This is a genomic window from Brucella sp. RRSP16 (genome assembly GCF_052246815.1).
GTDB lineage: Bacteria > Pseudomonadota > Alphaproteobacteria > Rhizobiales > Rhizobiaceae > Brucella > Brucella intermedia.
Genome location: NZ_JBQQAM010000010.1, coordinates 162,119 through 179,172, shown reverse-complemented (window position 1 = coordinate 179,172; position 17,054 = coordinate 162,119). Strand labels below are relative to the sequence as shown.

Here is a 17,054-nt window from a genome sequence, read left to right as displayed (position 1 = left end):
CTGTAGCGATATTGGGAGGACCATGATGTCGCTGAAACTCTACCTGCATCCCTTCTCGTCTTATTGCCAGAAGGCCATAACAGCTTTCTATGAAAAGGCCATAACCTTCGAAGCAAGAATGCTCGACGGCACCGAACCGGTTGCCAGCGAGTTCGCCGCGCTCTGGCCTTTTGGCAAGTTTCCAATCCTGACGGACAACGGAAAGCTGGTCTTTGAAGCAACCGGAATAATCGAATATCTCGAAGCTGCCTATCCCCATTCCCGACGCCTGATCCCCTTGGAACCACTTGCAAGCGCTGATGTACGCATGTGGGATCGCTTCTTCGATAACTATGTAAACTACCCACAACAGCGTCTTGTCTATATTGCGCTTGGCCGCGAACATGATGATGGCGGCGACCGCTGGCGAGCGATGCTCGATACAGCCTATGCGTTTTTGGATCGGCACATGGCTGGGCGCGAGTGGGCTTCCGGCGATGAGTTCAGTCTGGCTGATTGCGCTGCGGCTCCCTCCCTGCTCTACGCAGATTGGACTTATGCCATTGCCGAAGAATTCACCAATGTGTGGGCCTATCGTAAACGTCTGCTTGCACGTCCCAGTTATGCCCGCGCTCTGGACGAAGCGCGACCATTCCGGCATGTGTTCCCGCTCGGAGCGCCAGAAGAAGGCCGGGATTGAAACGTATTTGGTGAGGCAGACTACATAGACTGCATGAACGCGTGCAGAACTACAGCCTGATTATGCTCTTCGTCTTTCGCACCATATAACAGCGTCAGACGACCGCCTTTCTCGCCAGCTTTGGCCATTAGCTCTTTCAGCGCGGGTTTGTTGCGTTCAAGCTCTTCGCGATACTTCTTCTGAAAATCGCTCCATTTTGCCGGATCGTGGCAGAACCATTTGCGAAGTTCGGCTGACGGAGCAATATCCTTGGCCCACAAATCTATATCTGCCTTTTCCTTCGTCATGCCCCGCGGCCAAACCCGGTCCACGAGAACACGGTAGCCATCCTCCGGTGAAGGAGCATCGTAAATGCGCTTCAAGTCGATCGTCGTCACGGCAACTGCTCCCCTTTGCAAAACCGAAAATATGGCCGTCGGAGAGGTTTCGGCAAGTCCACCCCTGCGTGAACAAAAGAAAAGGCCGCTGCAAATCGGACATCTCATGTCCGACAGACAACGGCCTTTGGTGGCAAGAACCGACTGCGAGGGAGCCGCCGGTTATCGCACGAAACGGAAAACTTAGTTCTTCTTGGCCGGAGCGGCCTTCTTGTGCGACTTCTTCGCGGTGTGATGCTTCTTGTGAGCCTTAGCCTTCTTCGCATGATGCTTGGCAACGGTCGTGTGCGTTGCAGCAGCCGGAGCAGCGTTAGCAGCGCTTGCCGTCAGGACAGGAGCGGACAGGCCCAGAACAGCGGCCACACCAAGAGCAGAAATAAGAGACTTCTTCATTTTCCGGTTCCTCAATTGGGTTTTCCGTTCGGGGTCTTCCCCGCCGGAGGTAAAGCACTTTCCTGTCCGCCCGTATCGGCCATGTCAGGTTTGATCCCTAGAAGCTTGAGGGCCTCGGCATAGGCTCGCAAGCCTTGAGCCTCTCTTCTGCTTGCGCAGAATTTCATCCCCCGCTTCTGCAAGGTCTCTGCCTGACGGGCCTGCCGGGTTTCGGCACGACCGGAAAGCGCGGTTTGCAGTTGATGCTGAAGCCTGTCACACCGTTCGCTACGTGTTACGAGTTGCGCTGCCATTGCTCCGTTGGGAAGCGGGAAGGACAGCAGACCCGCAAGACAAAGTGTTGAAAGAAACGCTTTCGTTGCTGTTTTCGATATGAAAACCGACTTGAACATACGAATTCAATCTTTCATTGGACTTCAGTTTCTTCAGCGAAACCGTTATGACACGCCTTGTTTGCCCTTGTTTTTCGCATCTGTTGCAATTTGTTTCTGGATTGTAGCGCTATCCAATTGCCGGTTGAAAACCATTGCCGAAGGCTTTTTATCGTCGCAATCCGGGCGCTACTATCTAGTAACCTTAGGCTATTACGGATACTTCAAATTGAAAGAAGACGCCCACGTTCTGATTGTCGATGACGATAAGGACATACGTGACCTTCTGCATGAATTTCTCAAACGGCGCGGCATGCGCGTTTCAATCGCCCATGACGGCGAAGAAATGCATGATGTGATGAGCCGGACGGCAGTCGACCTGATTATTCTCGACGTCATGCTTCCCGGAAAAAGCGGCATTGAAATCTGCCAGGATATCCGCCGTCATTCGCGGGTGCCGATCATCATGCTTACAGCAATTGCCGATGCTGCCGACAAGATACTGGGCCTGGAAATCGGCGCCGACGATTATCTGGCCAAACCGTTCGATCCGCGCGAATTGCTGGCCCGTATCCGTGCTGTACTCCGGCGCCTGGAAAACAACCGGGCTCCCAGCCGTCCCGTCACTCATAGCTACCGCTTTGCTGGCTGGACCCTCGATTGCGCGCGAAGGAGACTTACGTCCCCATCCGACGTGCGCGTGGAACTTACCACGGCGGAGTTCAATCTCCTCGAAGCCTTCGTCAAAAGTTCGCAGCACATCCTTAGTCGTGACCAACTGATGGAAATGGCCGGAAATCAGGCGGTATACGGCTATGACCGCAGCGTTGATATCCTGATCAGCCGGCTGAGGCGCAAGCTGAACGACGATTCTCGCTCTCCCAAATTGATCCTCACCATTCGCGGTGGCGGCTATCAGTTTGGCCATGAGGTCGAGGTGGAATGAGGTTCCCTTTTCCGCGTTCTCTACCGAGCTGGCTTCTCACGATATTGATCAGCGGCCTTCTGATTACCCAGATAGCCACGCTCTGGATCGTTTCGCAGGACCGGAAGGAAGCCAACTATGCGCTTGAACTTTTCCGTCTCAGCGAAAGGGCGACATCACTCGTCAAGCTCTTGAACACGACGCCGGTCAGCGACTGGAACAGCCTTGCTTCTCGCCTGGCAAGCTCAGGTCAGGGCCTCACCATCACAGCGCAACCCGATGTGCCAACTGTGCTGGCGAGTGAAGAAGATCTTGCGGAACTGGAAGATGTCCTTGTCGCGCGTCTGGCGCGCTACGGTGTCATCGATGCCCGCATTCGACGGGACAAGCTTGCCCACGGCCCGCACGCCACCGTTGTACCGACCGCTGACAGCGGAGACATCGGCGATGTCGAAAAGCAGATCAACGATCTTGCCGCAACGGCAAATCTGGGCGCCAGCCTGACGACATCCCTGCAATTTGGCGATGGGCGCTGGATCAATTTTACCACGCGCATCACCCCGGCTGATCCAATCATCACGACCGAAACGATTCCACTTTTCGCGCTTGTGGCGCTCAGCGTGGTTCTTGTCGCAATATGGGCAACGCGGCGCCTGACCGCACCTTACCGTGTGCTGGAACATGCCGTCCACCGCATCGGAGGCGACTTGAAAAGCTCACCGCTGCCCGAAGACGGCAGCAGGGAATACAAGGCAGCCGCGCGAGCAGTGAATACGATGCAATCGAAGCTTCTCGATTATGTGGCAGAACGCGAGCAACTTGCAGCCGCCCTTGCACACGACCTGCGCACGCCGCTCACCCGTATCCGGCTTCGCCTGGCGCTGGTTGAAGATGAAGCCCTCGCAAAGTCGCTTGCCAAGGATCTGAGCGATATCGAAGCTATTTCACGTTCCGTGATCGACTTTGCCACGTCAGAACTAGCGAATGAAGAGAAGGAGAAAGTCGATCTCTGGTCGCTTCTCCTTTCCATTGCGGACAATTATCCGGACGCAACTCTGGATGAAAGAAACTCGGACATGCTGGACGCCATAGCTTACTGCCAGCCAGTCTCAGTCCAGCGCAGCATCACAAACCTCATTGACAATGCCATTGCCTATGGCGGCAAAGCGAAACTGTCGCTGCGCCAGGAAAATAACGAGCTTGTGCTGCGGGTGAAGGACAATGGGCCCGGCATTCCGGCAGACCAGATCGAGGAAATGTTCAAACCCTTCAACCGTGTGGAAAAGTCCCGAAATCGGGACTCTGGCGGTTTCGGCCTCGGCTTGACTATCGCCCGCAACGTGGCGCGCGCCAATGCAGGCGATATTCTCCTGAAAAACGATCCGTCGGGCGGATTGATCGCTGAACTGCACTTGCCCGTCTGGCGGGCGTAGCCCCGAGGATTGAGCTCGGAGCAATCCCTCATGCAAAGACGGTGTCGACAGCTTTTTTCGTAGCTGCAACAATCTTGTCCGCTTCCTCAGGCGTAAGGCAAAGTGGCGGCGCGAAGCCCAGAATATCGCCTTCCGGCATGGCTCGCCCGATAACACCGTTGGCCAGGAGCGCCGTCGAAACCTGTGCACCGATTTTGAGCGACGGATCGAAAAACCTGCGGTCGTCGCGATCTTCGACAAACTCGATCGCCGCCAAGAGGCCCTCGCCGCGAATTTCCCCGACATGGCGATGTTCACCGAGAGCATCCGCCAATGCCTTGCGGAAATAGGCGCCTGTGGAACCGGCATTTTCAACCAGATTCAGTTCATCGATGAGTTTGAGGTTGGCCACGCCTGCCGCTGCACAGATGGGATGGGCCGAATAGGTCCAGCCATGGCCGATCGGTCCCATCTTGTCCGATCCCTGAACCAACACCTGCCACATACGGTCCGATACAATCGAGCCGGAAAGCGGTGCATAGGCCGAGGTCAGTCCCTTGGCGATGGTGATCAGGTCGGGCTTCATGCCATAGTGCTCGGACCCGAACATGCTGCCCAAACGGCCGAAACCGGTGACCACTTCATCAGCAACAAGCAGAATATCATAGCGATCAAGAACCGCCTGAATCTTCTGCCAATAGCCAGACGGTGGCGGAACGATGCCGCCGGTACCAAGAACAGGTTCACCGATGAAGGCTGCGATTGTATCCGGGCCTTCTGCAAGGATCATTTCCTCGAGCTTGTCGGCGCAATGTTGCGAGAACTGCTCTTCGCTCATAGAGCGATCCGCACGGCGAAAATAATAGGGTGACTCCGTGTGCAGGACAGGCGCGCGCGGCAGATCGAATGCGTTATGGAACGTCGCAAGTCCGGTCATGCTGCCGGTCATCACGCCGGAGCCGTGATATCCGCGCCAACGGGAAATGATCTTTTTCTTCTCCGGGCGCCCGAGAATATTGTTGTAGTACCAGATGAGCTTGATGTTGGTTTCATTCGCATCCGAGCCGGAAAGGCCGAAGTAAACACGGCTCATATGGTCGGGTGCGCGGTCGATGATCATTTTGGCGAGCGTGATGGACACTTCGGTGCCATGACCGACATAGGCATGATAATAGGCAAGTTTGCGCGCCTGCTCTGCAATCGCATCCGCGATTTCCGTGCGGCCATAACCAACATTGACGCAATAAAGACCCGCGAAAGCGTCGAGGCTCTTTCGACCGCTCACATCGGCAATATAGACGCCCTCGCCGCCCTCCAGCACGCGCGTCGGTGTTTCACCCCGGGCATGCATGCCCATATGGGTGGAGGGGTGAAAGAAATGATCCCGGTCCCAGGCGGCGAGCTCATTGCTATTGTTCAACATGGGTATGTTCCTTTCCTGTCGCCACGCTTTCACGCGGCGGTATCGATGCAGAGATATTTGAGTTCGGTGAAGGCTTCGATGCCTTGGTGGGAGCCTTCGCGGCCAAGCCCCGATTGCTTCCAGCCACCGAATGGGATCGGTGCGCCGGTGATCTTCGCGCGGTTGATGGCCACCATTCCATATTCGAGGACACGGCCCATGCGCAGTTGTCGTGCGCCGTTTGCAGTCACGACATAGGCAACGAGACCATATTGCGTGGCATTGGCACGCGCGACAACTTCATCCTCGTCGTCAAAAGCCGTGACGGCGGCGACCGGCCCGAATGTCTCCTCCCGCATGATTGCAGCGTCGTCCGGCACATCAACCAGCAAAGTCGGCTCGAAGAAGAGCCCGACTTCTCCAAGCCGGTTGCCCCCGGTGACTATCCTGGCGCCCCGCTGCTTGGCATCGAGCACTTGCTCTTCGACCTTGGCGACCGCGCGACTATGCATCAGAGGGCCTATATCCGATGCCGGATCAAGCCCGTTGCCGACCTTCAAGGCGGCGATGCGGGTAGCAAACGCTTCGGTGAAAGGTTTCAGGATACCGCGTTGGACGAAGATGCGGTTTGCAGCAAGGCAATCCTGACCGGACGTTGCAAACTTGGCAGCCATCGCCACATCGACGGCCCGCTCGGCATCAGCATCATCGAAAATGATCAAGGGTGCATGGCCGCCAAGCTCCATGACGAGCCGCTTCATCGTGTTCGCGCTCTTGGTAGCAATCAACTTGCCGATTTCGGTTGAACCGGTGAAGCTCAGCCCCCGCACACGCTCATCGCGGCACAAAACATCAACGATAGGCGCAGCCTTGCCTGTTACCACATTGAATATGCCTGCTGGCATCCCCGCGCGCTCGGCCAGTTCGGCCAAGGCAAGCGCGGAGAGCGGTGTTTCTGAAGACGGATGCACGACAACGGGGCAACCTGCGGCAATCGCTGCAGCAGCCTTACGGGTAATCATGGCATGCGGAAAATTCCACGGGGTAACAAGCGCGACGACCCCAAGCGCTTCGCGGCGTACGAGCATCTCGGCATTCTGGAGATGGCTTGCTATGGTTTCACCATTAAGCCGCTTCGCTTCTTCGGCAAACCATTCGATGAACGATGCGCCATAGTCGATCTCGCCCCGCGATTCCGCCAGTGGCTTGCCCTGCTCCAGCGTCATCAGCAATGCGAGGTCTTCACGGTGTGCCGTGATCAACTCGAACCAACGCCGCAAAACTGCTGATCGTTCCTGAGGCAGTTTATTCCGCCAGGACGGAAAGGCCTTTACAGCGGCATCAATCGCAAGTGCAGTCTCGGCTTCGCCGAGGTTTGCCACACGCGCTAGCCGCTGACCGCATGCAGGATCGATAACAGAAAAGGTTTCAGCCTTCTCTCCTGCGACCCAGCGCCCGCCGACATAGCCCAGTTCACGAAAAAGATGTTTATCGCGGAGCGCACCAAGCCCGTCATGTTGTATCGGATGATCCAGAACGGCATTCATTGTTCGTCTCCCAATTCAGGAAGAAGTCTGTCACAGGATGGCTCTGGATTCAGACCAAACTCATCTCCACGAACATGCGAAATGGACTAACTTTAAGAGCCAAACAGACTGTTTGGGCTAGTCCGCGGCTTCCTTGAAAAGCGACAAAGGCGCACTTGTCTTCTCGTCCTTGACCAACTTGGTTACGATATAGGTGAAGTAGCGTTCTATGCCGATATTCTGGTCCAGAAGACGGTCAATCAGCCGCTGATAGCCATCAATGTCGCGCGCCACGATCATAAGGAAATAGTCCACCCCACCGCCAACCGACCAGCACGACACGATTTCGGGTACGGCTGTGACGGCTCTCTCGAACCGGTCGAAATCGCTTTGACGATGATTACCCAGCGTAATCTGGACTATGACATGGGCAATCGGGGCTATTTTTCGATAGGCGATGTGCGCGTGATAGCCGGTCACAACGCCTGCTTCTTCCAGCTTGCGCAGCCGCAGCCAGCAAGGTGTCGCCGAAAGCCCGACCTTCTCCGCCAAAGCAAGCTTGGTGATCCTCGCATTCTCCTGAACGGCTCCGAGAATACGCAAATCGACGGCGTCGAGCTTCAAGGCGGCTTTCATTCTTTTGATCCAGCATCTGCAAACACTTCTGTTTTCATTGGCACGCCCCCGCGCCGCTGACAAGGCTCCCGCACATAAAAGTCGTTACAGATCAAAATTGTAATGATCCAATATAATTATTGACATGATCAGAATGGTCTTTCACACATAAAGCCAAGAACAAAAAATCAGACATATGGGGAACGAGGATGCGGACATACGGTTTCGCACGCGGTGTATCATTGCGCCTTTTGTCCGCTCGTCCATCGCAGCGTTTGACGGAGTTCAACACTGCATTCCCTGTCGTCATGACGCTATGAGAGGCAGCGCCGTGCCACGAGTGACGAATGAAACGATTGACCTTGAGGTTATCGAAGCAGCGCGTGACAGGTTGAAAAGCCTCGTCGCGAAAACGCCACTGACGCGCTCCGAGCATCTGAGCGAACTCACCGGGACCTCGGTTTATCTCAAACTGGAAAATCGACAGACGACGGGCAGCTTCAAACTGCGTGGTGCGACCAACGCTGTCCTTTGCCTGTCATCCGATGATCGCAGACGTGGACTTGTGACGGCGTCGACCGGCAATCACGGACGTGCCGTTGCGCACGCTGCGTCGGAACAAGGATTGATCGCGACCGTTTGCCTCTCCTCGCTGGTGCCGCGTAACAAGGTCGATGCAATCCGCGATCTTGGTGCGGATGTGCGCATCGTTGGGAAATCGCAGGATGACGCCATGGAAGAGGTGGCGCGACTGGCTAACGAAGAAGGAATGAACGTCATTCCGCCCTTTGATGATCCGCGCATTATTACCGGACAGGGCACAGTCGGCCTGGAACTCCTTGATGACCAGCCGGACATTGAGACTGTTGTCATTCCTCTTTCAGGCGGAGGGCTCGCGGCAGGCATCGCCGCAGCTGTGAAAGCCCGGCGACCTCATTGCCGTATCATCGGCGTTTCCATGTCTCGTGGCGCAGCCATGGATGCCAGCCTCAAAGCTGGCAGACCGGTCAATGTCGAGGAGCTGGAGACGCTTGCAGATTCATTGGGCGGCGGTATCGGGCTCGACAATCATTGGACGTTTAAGATGTGCCGCTCGCTATTGGACGAAGTGGTCCTGCTCGATGAAGAGGAGATTGCAGCAGGAATCCGACATGCCGCGACGCGGGAAGGTGAAGTCGTCGAAGGTGCTGCGGCCGTCGGCATTGGGGCCTTGTTGAGCGGAAAGATCAAGCCAACCGGACCGGCCGCCGTCGTTATCTCCGGCGGCAACATCGATCCTGAACAGCACCGCGCAATCGTGGAAGACCGCTATCGGAGGGCTCGCTGATGGCTGAAATGAGAATTCTCACCGAAGCTGATTTAAGGCGGATCATTACCCTCGACATGGCAAGCGTGGCGTGTGTGGAAAATGCTTTTCAGGCACTCGCCGGAGGCGGTGTCAACATGCCGCCAATACTTCGACTGGACATCCCCGCCCAACGTGGCGAAGTTGACGTGAAAACGGCCTACATTCCCGGACTTGACAGTTTTGCCATCAAGGTGAGCCCCGGTTTCTTCAACAATCCTTCGATCGGTCTGCCTTCTACCAACGGGCTGATGATCCAGTTCTCGGCGAAGACCGGGCTTGTCGAGGCTCTATTGCTGGATAATGGCTATCTGACAGATGTGCGTACTGCGGCAGCCGGTGCTGTTGCGGCAAAACAGCTGGCACGGGAAGACGCCCGTGTCGCTGCGATCTTCGGTGCAGGCATGCAGGCAGGAATGCAGCTTGAAGCACTGACACTCGTGCGCCCGATCTCCGAGGCGCGAATCTGGGCACGCAACTTCGAAAGTGCACAAAAAGCAGCGCGAAGCTTTTCAGAGAAGTTCGGAATACCGGTGACAGCAATCGCTGACGCACGACACGCCTGCGAGGGCGCGGATATTATCGTGACGACAACGCCATCCGAAACGCCGCTCATAAAGGCCGAATGGCTTGTGTCCGGCCAGCACATCACCGCAATGGGTTCGGATGCCGAACACAAGAACGAGATTGATCCGGCCCTTTTCCTTCGACCGGTCATCTATGTCGCGGACAGCCTCTCACAAACGCGCAGGCTCGGTGAGTTGCATCATGCGATTTCGGCGAGAATTGTCGCGGCGGATGCGATTTTTCCAGAACTCGGGCAGATCGCTCTCAATGCCTCTACCTTCCAACGAAAGGCAGAGGACATAACCTTTTGTGACCTCACCGGGACGGGCGTTCAGGACACGGCCATCGCTCGTCTTGCGACAGAGCGCGCCAGCCTGCGCGATGCAGGCACGAAAATCGATTCAACCAAAACTGCAGGAGCCAGTCGATGAGTGTGGAACTCAACTTCACCCGCGCGGAATATGATCAGCGGATAGCAAAAACCCGTCGCGCAATGGAGAAGGCAGGCTTCGATGTCATCATCGTCACCGATCCATCCAATATGCACTGGCTGACCGGCTATGACGGCTGGTCCTTTTACGTGCATCAATGCGTTGTGCTCTCGATGGAAGGGGAACCGATCTGGTACGGTCGCGGTCAGGATGGAAATGGCGCGAAACGCACCGCGTGGATCAGCCACGACAACATCATCGGCTACCCCGATCATTACGTGCAGTCGCTTGAACGCCACCCCATGGATCTTTTGGCATCGATATTGGAGGAAAAGGGTTGTGGCAGCAAGACCATTGCCGTTGAGCTGGACAATTACTGGTACACGGCTGCGGCCCATCACGCTTTGCAGAAACATCTCCCGAATGCCCGCTTCAGGGATGCGCAAGGACTGGTCAACTGGCAGCGCGCCGTCAAAAGCCCGACGGAAATCGACTATATGCGCAAAGCTGGCCGGATTGTTGAAGCCATGCATCGGCGTATCGTCGATAAAATCGAGCCGGGCATGCGAAAATGCGATCTGGTTGCGGAAATCTACGACGCAGGCACACGCGGCGTTGAGGGTTTCGGCGGCGATTACCCAGCCATCGTGCCTCTGCTGCCTTCCGGACCCGACGCTTCTGCACCGCATCTGACATGGAACGATCTGCCTATGAAGACCGGAGAAGGCACCTTCTTCGAGATCGCCGGTTGCTACAAGCGCTATCACTGCCCTCTGTCGCGTACTGTGTTTTTGGGCAGGCCGACGCAGGCTTTTCTTGATGCCGAGAAGGCCACGCTCGAAGGCATGGAGGCAGGACTCGCGGCTGCTCGACCCGGCAATACATGCGAGGATATAGCCAATGGCTTCTTCGCCGTGCTCAAAAAATACGGAATTATCAAGGACAACCGCACCGGCTACTCCATCGGCTTGTCCTATCCGCCGGATTGGGGCGAACGCACAATGAGCCTGCGTCCCGGCGACCGCACCGAGTTGCAGCCGGGCATGACCTTTCATTTCATGACGGGCCTTTGGCTGGAAACCATGGGGCTGGAGATCACCGAGAGCATCGTTATCACTGAAACCGGCGTGGAATGTCTTTCGAATGTACCGCGCAAGCTCGTGGTCAAGGATTAGGACGTTGCGATGATGCACACCTCGCCTCCCTCACGTCCCTCCCCGATCACGCCCACTGTCGACCTCAACCGCGACGGCGTTCAGCACGGACATCTGCGGCTGCCATGGTCCAGAGACGATTCCGCATGGGGATCGCTGATGTTGCCGATCTGCGTCATCCGCAACGGCGACGGTCCGACCGCGCTCTTAACCGGCGCCAATCATGGCGATGAATACGAAGGGCCGGTCGCTCTTTATGATCTCGCAGCCAATCTGAAACCGGAAGAGATCAGAGGCCGCGTCATCATTGTTCCGGCCATGAACTATCCGGCCTTTCTTGCGGGAACGCGAACATCTCCTATCGACAAGGGCAACCTCAACCGCAGCTTCCCGGGCCGTCCGGATGGCACAGTTACTGAAAAGATTGCCGACTATTTCACCCGCTACCTCCTGCCAGCGGCCGATATCGTCATGGATTTCCATTCCGGAGGGCGAACACTCGATTTCCTGCCTTACGCAGCCGCACATGCCTTGCCGGATACGGCACAGGAACTCCGCTGCTTTGCGGCGGTCAAAGCCTTTTCGGCGCCTTTCTCGATGCGGATGATCGAGATTGACGCTGTCGGCATGTACGACACGATAGCAGAGGAAGCCGGCAAGGTGTTTGTCACGACCGAGCTTTCCGGCGGCGGTACGATCTCCGCCCGCACTGCTTCCATAGCCAAGCGCGGCATTCGCAACCTTTTGCGCCATGCAGGCATTCTGCACGGAGAGGTCGAGCTGTCGCCAACAACATGGCTCGATATGCCATCGCAGGAATGTTTCGGTTTTGCCGACACCGAGGGTTTACTTGAACCTTTGGTTGATCTCGGAGCTCAGATACGCAAAGGCGACGTCATTGCGCGGATTCATATCGTAACCCGGACAGGTGTTGCTCCGCAGGAATACCGTGCCGCGCTCGATGGAATTCTCGCAGCCCGGCATTTTCCGGGTCTCATCAAAATGGGGGACTGCCTGTCGGTCATTGCTACGATCAGTGAGGAGCCGTCTCCGGGATAAGCCGATCATTAACGCCAACTGACAAGCCGGACAATAAAACAACCGGCGTTCATAAAGAGGAGTGAACACGATGCGCATGAAACATCTTACATTTTCCGCTCTGTTTTCGGCAGTTGCGGTCTTGTCTCTCACGCTTCCGTCGCAAGCTGTCACCATCGATGATCTCAAGGGTGCTGGCTTTGTTCGGGGGGCGACGGCCAATGAGGTGCCTTACGGCTACATGGACGAGAGCGGTGCCGCCAAGGGGATAGGCCCTGACGTCGCCGCAGCGATCTTCAAGAAACTTGGAATTGAGGAAATCGACTGGACTGTTACCCCGTTCGGCTCGCTCATTCCCGGTCTGAAGGCCAAGCGGTTCGAGTTCGTCGCGGCGGAGCAGAATGTCTTGCCGGACCGCTGCAAGCAGGTCCAGTTCACCGTCGCCAATTCGAGTTACGGTGAAGGCCTTCTGGTTCCCAAGGGCAACCCAAAGAACATTCATTCCTATGAAGACATCAAGAAAGATCCATCGCTGAAAGTCGCAATCGTTTCCGGTGCGGACCAGATCGACTTCCTGCATGGAATGGGTATCGACGAATCCCAGATCGTCATGATCCAGGGCAATGCCGATGCACCATCGACGGTCCAGACCGGACGTGCAGATGCCTATGCTGCAACGGAACTGACGGTCGCCAAACTGGTCGACAATTCACCGGAACTGGAACAGGCGCATCCGTTCACCGATCCGGTTGTGAACGGCAAATCTGCGAGAAGCTTCGGCGCGTTCAGCTTCCGTCCGGAAGACAAGGAATTCTATGAAGCTTTCAACAAGGCGCTCATCGAATTCAAGAAGACAGACGACTACAAAAAAATCCTGATGACTTATGGGCTTAGTGAGGAAAGCGTAGAAGCTGCACGAACAGTGGATACAGCCAGCCTCTGCAACGCAAAGTAAGTTGATTTGCGCCCGCCGAACCACTCAGGGCTCGGCGGGCACTGTCTCATCTCAATCGGGAGACGATCATATGCATTGGACGGATTACCTTCCCGCCCTTTTCAAGGGAGCGCAAATCACTGCCATTCTTGCCCTCAGTTCGATGGCCATTGGCACCATACTGGCATTTTCCGCCGGAATTGCCCGATTTGCGGGTGGACCGATCCTTTCCACGATTGCGGTGATCTATATCGAGATATTCCGCGGCACGTCTCTGCTCGTGCAGCTTTTCTGGCTCTATTATGCCTTGCCGCTGATCGGCATTTCGTTTGATCCTATTACAACGGGTATCATGGGCCTTGGTCTCAATATCGGTGCCTATGGCGCAGAAGTGGTTCGCGGTGCCTTACAGGCGGTGCCGGAAGCACAACATGAAGCCGCCCGGGCGCTCAATTTCAGCAAGGGTCATACCTTGTTTCATGTCATTCTTCCGCAAGCGGTAGTCGAAATGATGCCGGCCTTCGGTAACCTTGCCATTCACAACCTCAAGGACACCGCGCTTGCTTCGCTCATTGCGATCAGCGACCTCACCTTCCACGCCCAGCGCCTGCGAAACCTGACGCTCGACAGCGTGACAATCTATTCGCTGACCCTGCTCGGTTATTTTGCAATGGCGCTCGTGCTGTCAGCGGCCATTCGCTGGCTGGAGCGGCGTCTGAGACGCCAGACCATGGCCGGAGGTTTCGCATGATCTACGGTTATGCCTGGGACACCTCGTCCACTCTCTCGTTCGCGATTTCCATTCTGCCAATTCTGGCGATTGGTCTCACCGTGACTTTGAAAGCCGCTGCCGCGGGCTTTGCAATTGCGCTGGTCCTTGGCCTTGTCTTTGCGCTTCTGCGTCGCAGCCCATACAAGATCATATCCTGGCCAACGACGGTTGTAGTGGAGTTCCTGCGTGATACACCACTGCTGGTGCAGCTGTTTTTCCTCTATTACGTGCTGCCCGTATACGGCATTGTTCTGCCTGCATTTCTGACCGGCGCTCTGGCACTTGGTCTTCAATATTCGGCTTATACGTCGGAAGTTTATCGCGGAGGTATCGAAGCGATCCCGCGAGGACAATGGGAAGCCGCACGCGCATTAAATCTCACGCCCTGGCGCACCTATCGCGACATTGTCATTCCGCAAGCCATACCCCGGATCATCCCGGCCATGGGCAATTACCTGGTTTCCATGCTGAAGGAGACCCCGGTGCTCTCGGTCGTCAGCATCGTCGACATGCTGAACCTCGCCAATCTGATCGGCGACCGCACCTTCGAATATCTGGTCCCGCTGTCGATGGTAGGCCTGATTTTCCTGGTGTTGACCTTGATCTGCTCGGCACTCATACGCCTGCTCGAACGCACACTTCCAAAAAACGGGATCGCTCTCAAATGACCCAGGAAATTATCCTCTTTCAGGACGTAACCAAGCGCTTCGGAGCGCTGACAGTGCTGGATCGCTTCAATTTTTCCGTCAAATCAGGCGAGAAGGTCACCCTCATCGGCCCCTCGGGCTCAGGGAAATCAACAGTTCTCCGTATCCTCATGACCTTGGAGCCGTTTCAGGAAGGCACACTCGAACTTGCAGACATGTCCTATCACGAGCCGAACGGCAAAGGGCAATTTCAGGCTAGTGAAGGCCATTTGCGCAAAATCAGGTCTCATGTTGGCATGGTGTTCCAGAGCTTTAATCTGTTTCCGCACATGTCGGTGTTGCGAAACATAATCGAGGCCCCGATTCATGTTCTGGGCATGAAGCGCGCCGAAGCAGAAGCCCGCGCACTCGACCTTCTCTCCCTCGTGGGCTTGACCGACAAGAAAGACCACTATCCTTCGCAGCTATCCGGTGGCCAGCAGCAGCGGGTCGCCATCGCCCGTTCTCTTGCCATGCGCCCACGCGTATTGTTGTTTGACGAACCCACGTCCGCTCTTGATCCGCAACTCGTGGGCGAAGTGCTGTCAGTCATTCGCGGGCTGGCACAGGAGCATGACCTGACCATGCTCCTTGTCACGCATGAAATGCGGTTTGCCCGGGAAGTATCTGATCGCGTTTGCTTTTTCGATAAGGGGCGCATCTGCGAGCAAGGCACCCCCGAACAGATATTCCAGACCCCGAGCGAGGCACGCACCAAAGAGTTCCTGCGTTCAGTGCTTTAGAAACAGGCTTTCAGGCGATCGATCCCACATCGTAGACAGGCGGCAATTGCGCAAAGGTCTCGCGGATGGTCTCAAGTGCCGTCTGCAATGCCGGGCGCGAAAGCCGTCCCCCAAGACAGATGCGAATACCACCATTTCCTCGATCAGCACCCGCAACAAATGGGTCCGATGGCGTGACCGCAACGCCTTTATTGGCAAGCGCGCGCACCAGCCCATCCTCAGACCAGTTGCGAGGTATTTTCAGCCAGGCGCATAACGACAACGGATTGTTGCCCGCCACATGCGAACCCAGAATATCGGTTACCTGCGCCTGACGGGATCGCAACTCGCTGCGCTGGATTTCAATCAATTCCGTCGCCGTGCCATCTTCGATCCAGCGGCTGGCCATCTCACCCATAAGATTGACACCGCTCCAGCTTGTGACGCGCAAAATAGATGTAACCCGAATGGAATATTGCGTTGGAACGACGAGGTAACCGGTACGCAAGCCCGTCATAACCGTCTTGGTGAAACTTGTAACAAAGAAGCCAAGATCGGGCAGCAACTCCGGCATGGACGGCAATTTTTCTTCAAGGATGGGTTTGTAAACCTCATCCTCGATTACGCAGACATCGTATCGTCGGGCAATTTCTGCGATCGCGATGCGACGCCCTGCGCCCATCAGATGACTGGTCGGATTGCCCAGTGTCGGGATCATCACGAGCGCACGAACATCACCGGCCTTGCAGGCGGTTTCAAAAGCATCCGGTAGAATGCCCTGTTCATCAATAGGGAGTCCACGCAAAGTAAATCCGAGCACATTGGCAAGACCTATGATGCCATGGTCGGTCAGGCTTTCCGTGAGCACTACTTCCCCGGGCTGAACGACGGCGGCAACAGCGAGAAACAGGCCATGCGCGGCACCATTGGTGAGGATGATCCGGCCCGGGTCGACATCAACCGACAGATTGCGCAGCCAATCCCGCGCGACAGCACGATGTCTGTCCAATCCCGCTATAGGACGGCAGGGGCGCATGAAACTCGCATTGTCCGACTGGCTCAATTCTTCCAGCAGACGGCGCGAGGCATTCTCGTGTGCTTCGGTATAGACCGCCCGAATGATCGACAGATCCGCCGTTCCGCTAGGATCACGATCGAGCATGAACCGGTCCGCTCGCTCTGTCACCCGGTTGCAGACATATGTTCCCCGACCAACCTCGCCGCGCAGATAACCACGTCGTTCAGCTTCCTTGTAACTGATACTGACGGTCTGCACCGAAAGTCCGAGCTTGTGAGCCAGGTCCCGATGCGTCGGCATACGCATGGCGGGTTGAAGAATGCCCTTTTCAATATCATCGACAATTTTTTCTGTCAGAAGTCGATGCTTGGTGACGCCCTTGCGCATTTCCAACATAGGTTCCCACATGCGTCTACCGACTCCATCATGACATATTGAGAATTGTCATATTATACTGAATAAATACCATGACATTCTAGTCAAATCAGCACAGAGGACGAAGCAATTCAAACTGATGGGGACCATTGCGCCGATTGCGAAGAATATGACTTCGTGGGCACCTGTCGCGCAGAATAGTTGGACTGAAATTGTGTCGGAAGTTAGCGATATCGGGTCATAAAAGATGACAAGTCCATCAAAACAAGCTATTGATAGATAAAGCGATTTCTATCGTTTGCCTGTCCACAT

At 55.8% G+C, this 17,054-nt stretch carries 17 protein-coding genes; 11 read left to right on the top strand and 6 right to left on the bottom strand.

Annotated elements, in window-relative coordinates; genetic code table 11:
• Positions 1 to 25: 25 nt before the first annotated feature.
• The gene (locus ACS5UA_RS16885) at positions 26 to 679 is read left to right on the top strand and encodes a glutathione S-transferase family protein (protein ID WP_273770978.1); all 654 of its coding nucleotides are present in this window, start codon (positions 26 to 28) and stop codon (positions 677 to 679) included.
• A gap of 20 nt (positions 680 to 699) precedes the next feature.
• Here ACS5UA_RS16885 and ACS5UA_RS16880 read toward each other — a convergent pair whose 3' ends face one another.
• A complete protein-coding gene (locus ACS5UA_RS16880; RefSeq protein WP_273770979.1) occupies positions 700 to 1,056 on the bottom strand; it encodes a DUF488 domain-containing protein in 357 nt (118 codons plus the stop codon).
• Between the two features lie 183 nt (positions 1,057 to 1,239).
• Entirely contained in the window at positions 1,240 to 1,449 is a 210-nt protein-coding gene (locus ACS5UA_RS16875) for a hypothetical protein (RefSeq protein WP_021585637.1), read from the bottom strand.
• Positions 1,450 to 2,049: 600 nt separating this feature from the next.
• Here ACS5UA_RS16875 and ACS5UA_RS16870 point away from each other — a divergent pair.
• Together ACS5UA_RS16870 and ACS5UA_RS16865 are read left to right on the top strand one after the other, a co-directional pair.
• Positions 2,050 to 2,766, top strand: coding sequence for a response regulator (locus ACS5UA_RS16870; protein WP_021585639.1), 717 nt, complete (start codon positions 2,050 to 2,052; stop codon positions 2,764 to 2,766).
• Positions 2,763 to 4,178: an ATP-binding protein gene (locus tag ACS5UA_RS16865; protein WP_273770980.1), complete on the top strand. Its 1,416-nt coding sequence runs from the start codon at positions 2,763 to 2,765 to the stop codon at positions 4,176 to 4,178. The genes ACS5UA_RS16870 and ACS5UA_RS16865 overlap by 4 nt, the downstream gene beginning before the upstream one ends.
• A gap of 28 nt (positions 4,179 to 4,206) precedes the next feature.
• Here the strand turns inward: ACS5UA_RS16865 and ACS5UA_RS16860 are convergent, their stop codons facing one another.
• The 3 genes from ACS5UA_RS16860 to ACS5UA_RS16850 form a co-directional block, all read right to left on the bottom strand.
• A complete protein-coding gene (locus tag ACS5UA_RS16860; RefSeq protein ID WP_273770981.1) occupies positions 4,207 to 5,580 on the bottom strand; it encodes an aspartate aminotransferase family protein in 1,374 nt (457 codons plus the stop codon).
• A gap of 29 nt (positions 5,581 to 5,609) precedes the next feature.
• Positions 5,610 to 7,106: an NAD-dependent succinate-semialdehyde dehydrogenase gene (locus ACS5UA_RS16855; protein ID WP_273770982.1), complete on the bottom strand. Its 1,497-nt coding sequence runs from the start codon at positions 7,104 to 7,106 to the stop codon at positions 5,610 to 5,612.
• Positions 7,107 to 7,223: 117 nt separating this feature from the next.
• A complete protein-coding gene (locus ACS5UA_RS16850; RefSeq protein WP_273771197.1) occupies positions 7,224 to 7,709 on the bottom strand; it encodes an Lrp/AsnC family transcriptional regulator in 486 nt (161 codons plus the stop codon).
• A gap of 307 nt (positions 7,710 to 8,016) precedes the next feature.
• Here ACS5UA_RS16850 and eutB point away from each other — a divergent pair, with 307 nt between their 5' ends.
• From eutB to ehuA, 8 genes are all read left to right on the top strand, one after another.
• A complete protein-coding gene (gene eutB, locus ACS5UA_RS16845; protein ID WP_273770983.1) occupies positions 8,017 to 9,027 on the top strand; it encodes a hydroxyectoine utilization dehydratase EutB in 1,011 nt (336 codons plus the stop codon).
• Positions 9,027 to 10,043 carry a cyclodeaminase gene (locus ACS5UA_RS16840; protein ID WP_273770984.1) on the top strand — a complete coding sequence of 339 codons (1,017 nt, stop codon included), beginning with the start codon at positions 9,027 to 9,029 and terminating at the stop codon, positions 10,041 to 10,043. Before eutB ends, ACS5UA_RS16840 begins: the two co-directional genes overlap by 1 nt.
• Positions 10,040 to 11,218: an ectoine hydrolase DoeA gene (gene doeA, locus ACS5UA_RS16835; RefSeq protein ID WP_253176370.1), complete on the top strand. Its 1,179-nt coding sequence runs from the start codon at positions 10,040 to 10,042 to the stop codon at positions 11,216 to 11,218. Before ACS5UA_RS16840 ends, doeA begins: the two co-directional genes overlap by 4 nt.
• Positions 11,219 to 11,227: 9 nt before the next feature.
• The gene (doeB, locus tag ACS5UA_RS16830; protein ID WP_273770986.1) at positions 11,228 to 12,256 is read left to right on the top strand and encodes a N(2)-acetyl-L-2,4-diaminobutanoate deacetylase DoeB; all 1,029 of its coding nucleotides are present in this window, start codon (positions 11,228 to 11,230) and stop codon (positions 12,254 to 12,256) included.
• Positions 12,257 to 12,326: 70 nt separating this feature from the next.
• A complete protein-coding gene (ehuB, locus tag ACS5UA_RS16825) occupies positions 12,327 to 13,190 on the top strand; it encodes an ectoine/hydroxyectoine ABC transporter substrate-binding protein EhuB (protein WP_113464354.1) in 864 nt (287 codons plus the stop codon).
• A 70-nt stretch (positions 13,191 to 13,260) separates the two neighbouring features.
• Positions 13,261 to 13,920, top strand: coding sequence for an ectoine/hydroxyectoine ABC transporter permease subunit EhuC (ehuC, locus tag ACS5UA_RS16820; RefSeq protein WP_273770987.1), 660 nt, complete (start codon positions 13,261 to 13,263; stop codon positions 13,918 to 13,920).
• Positions 13,917 to 14,609, top strand: coding sequence for an ectoine/hydroxyectoine ABC transporter permease subunit EhuD (gene ehuD, locus ACS5UA_RS16815; RefSeq protein ID WP_176072935.1), 693 nt, complete (start codon positions 13,917 to 13,919; stop codon positions 14,607 to 14,609). Before ehuC ends, ehuD begins: the two co-directional genes overlap by 4 nt.
• On the top strand, positions 14,606 to 15,370 hold the full coding sequence (gene ehuA / locus ACS5UA_RS16810; RefSeq protein WP_273770988.1) for an ectoine/hydroxyectoine ABC transporter ATP-binding protein EhuA: 765 nt from the start codon (positions 14,606 to 14,608) through the stop codon (positions 15,368 to 15,370). The genes ehuD and ehuA overlap by 4 nt, the downstream gene beginning before the upstream one ends.
• A 10-nt stretch (positions 15,371 to 15,380) precedes the next feature.
• On the opposite strand, the gene ehuR is transcribed toward ehuA, so the two are convergent.
• Complete coding sequence (ehuR, locus tag ACS5UA_RS16805) at positions 15,381 to 16,775, bottom strand: MocR-like ectoine utilization transcription factor EhuR (protein WP_273770989.1); 1,395 nt, start codon at positions 16,773 to 16,775, stop codon at positions 15,381 to 15,383.
• Positions 16,776 to 17,054: the final 279 nt, after the last annotated feature.

Excerpts from the sequence above, each read along its gene's own strand:
- ACS5UA_RS16885 (WP_273770978.1), top strand. The coding sequence starts at position 26 with ATGTCGCTGAAACTCTACCTGCATCCCTTCTCGTCTTATTGCCAGAAG.
- ACS5UA_RS16875 (WP_021585637.1), bottom strand. The coding sequence starts at position 1,449 with ATGAAGAAGTCTCTTATTTCTGCTCTTGGTGTGGCCGCTGTTCTGGGC.
- ACS5UA_RS16865 (WP_273770980.1), top strand. The coding sequence starts at position 2,763 with ATGAGGTTCCCTTTTCCGCGTTCTCTACCGAGCTGGCTTCTCACGATA.
- ACS5UA_RS16860 (WP_273770981.1), bottom strand. The coding sequence starts at position 5,580 with ATGTTGAACAATAGCAATGAGCTCGCCGCCTGGGACCGGGATCATTTC.
- ACS5UA_RS16855 (WP_273770982.1), bottom strand. The coding sequence starts at position 7,106 with ATGAATGCCGTTCTGGATCATCCGATACAACATGACGGGCTTGGTGCG.
- eutB (WP_273770983.1), top strand. The coding sequence starts at position 8,017 with ATGAGAGGCAGCGCCGTGCCACGAGTGACGAATGAAACGATTGACCTT.
- ACS5UA_RS16840 (WP_273770984.1), top strand. The coding sequence starts at position 9,027 with ATGGCTGAAATGAGAATTCTCACCGAAGCTGATTTAAGGCGGATCATT.
- doeA (WP_253176370.1), top strand. The coding sequence starts at position 10,040 with ATGAGTGTGGAACTCAACTTCACCCGCGCGGAATATGATCAGCGGATA.
- doeB (WP_273770986.1), top strand. The coding sequence starts at position 11,228 with ATGATGCACACCTCGCCTCCCTCACGTCCCTCCCCGATCACGCCCACT.
- ehuB (WP_113464354.1), top strand. The coding sequence starts at position 12,327 with ATGCGCATGAAACATCTTACATTTTCCGCTCTGTTTTCGGCAGTTGCG.
- ehuC (WP_273770987.1), top strand. The coding sequence starts at position 13,261 with ATGCATTGGACGGATTACCTTCCCGCCCTTTTCAAGGGAGCGCAAATC.
- ehuD (WP_176072935.1), top strand. The coding sequence starts at position 13,917 with ATGATCTACGGTTATGCCTGGGACACCTCGTCCACTCTCTCGTTCGCG.
- ehuA (WP_273770988.1), top strand. The coding sequence starts at position 14,606 with ATGACCCAGGAAATTATCCTCTTTCAGGACGTAACCAAGCGCTTCGGA.
- ehuR (WP_273770989.1), bottom strand. The coding sequence starts at position 16,775 with ATGTGGGAACCTATGTTGGAAATGCGCAAGGGCGTCACCAAGCATCGA.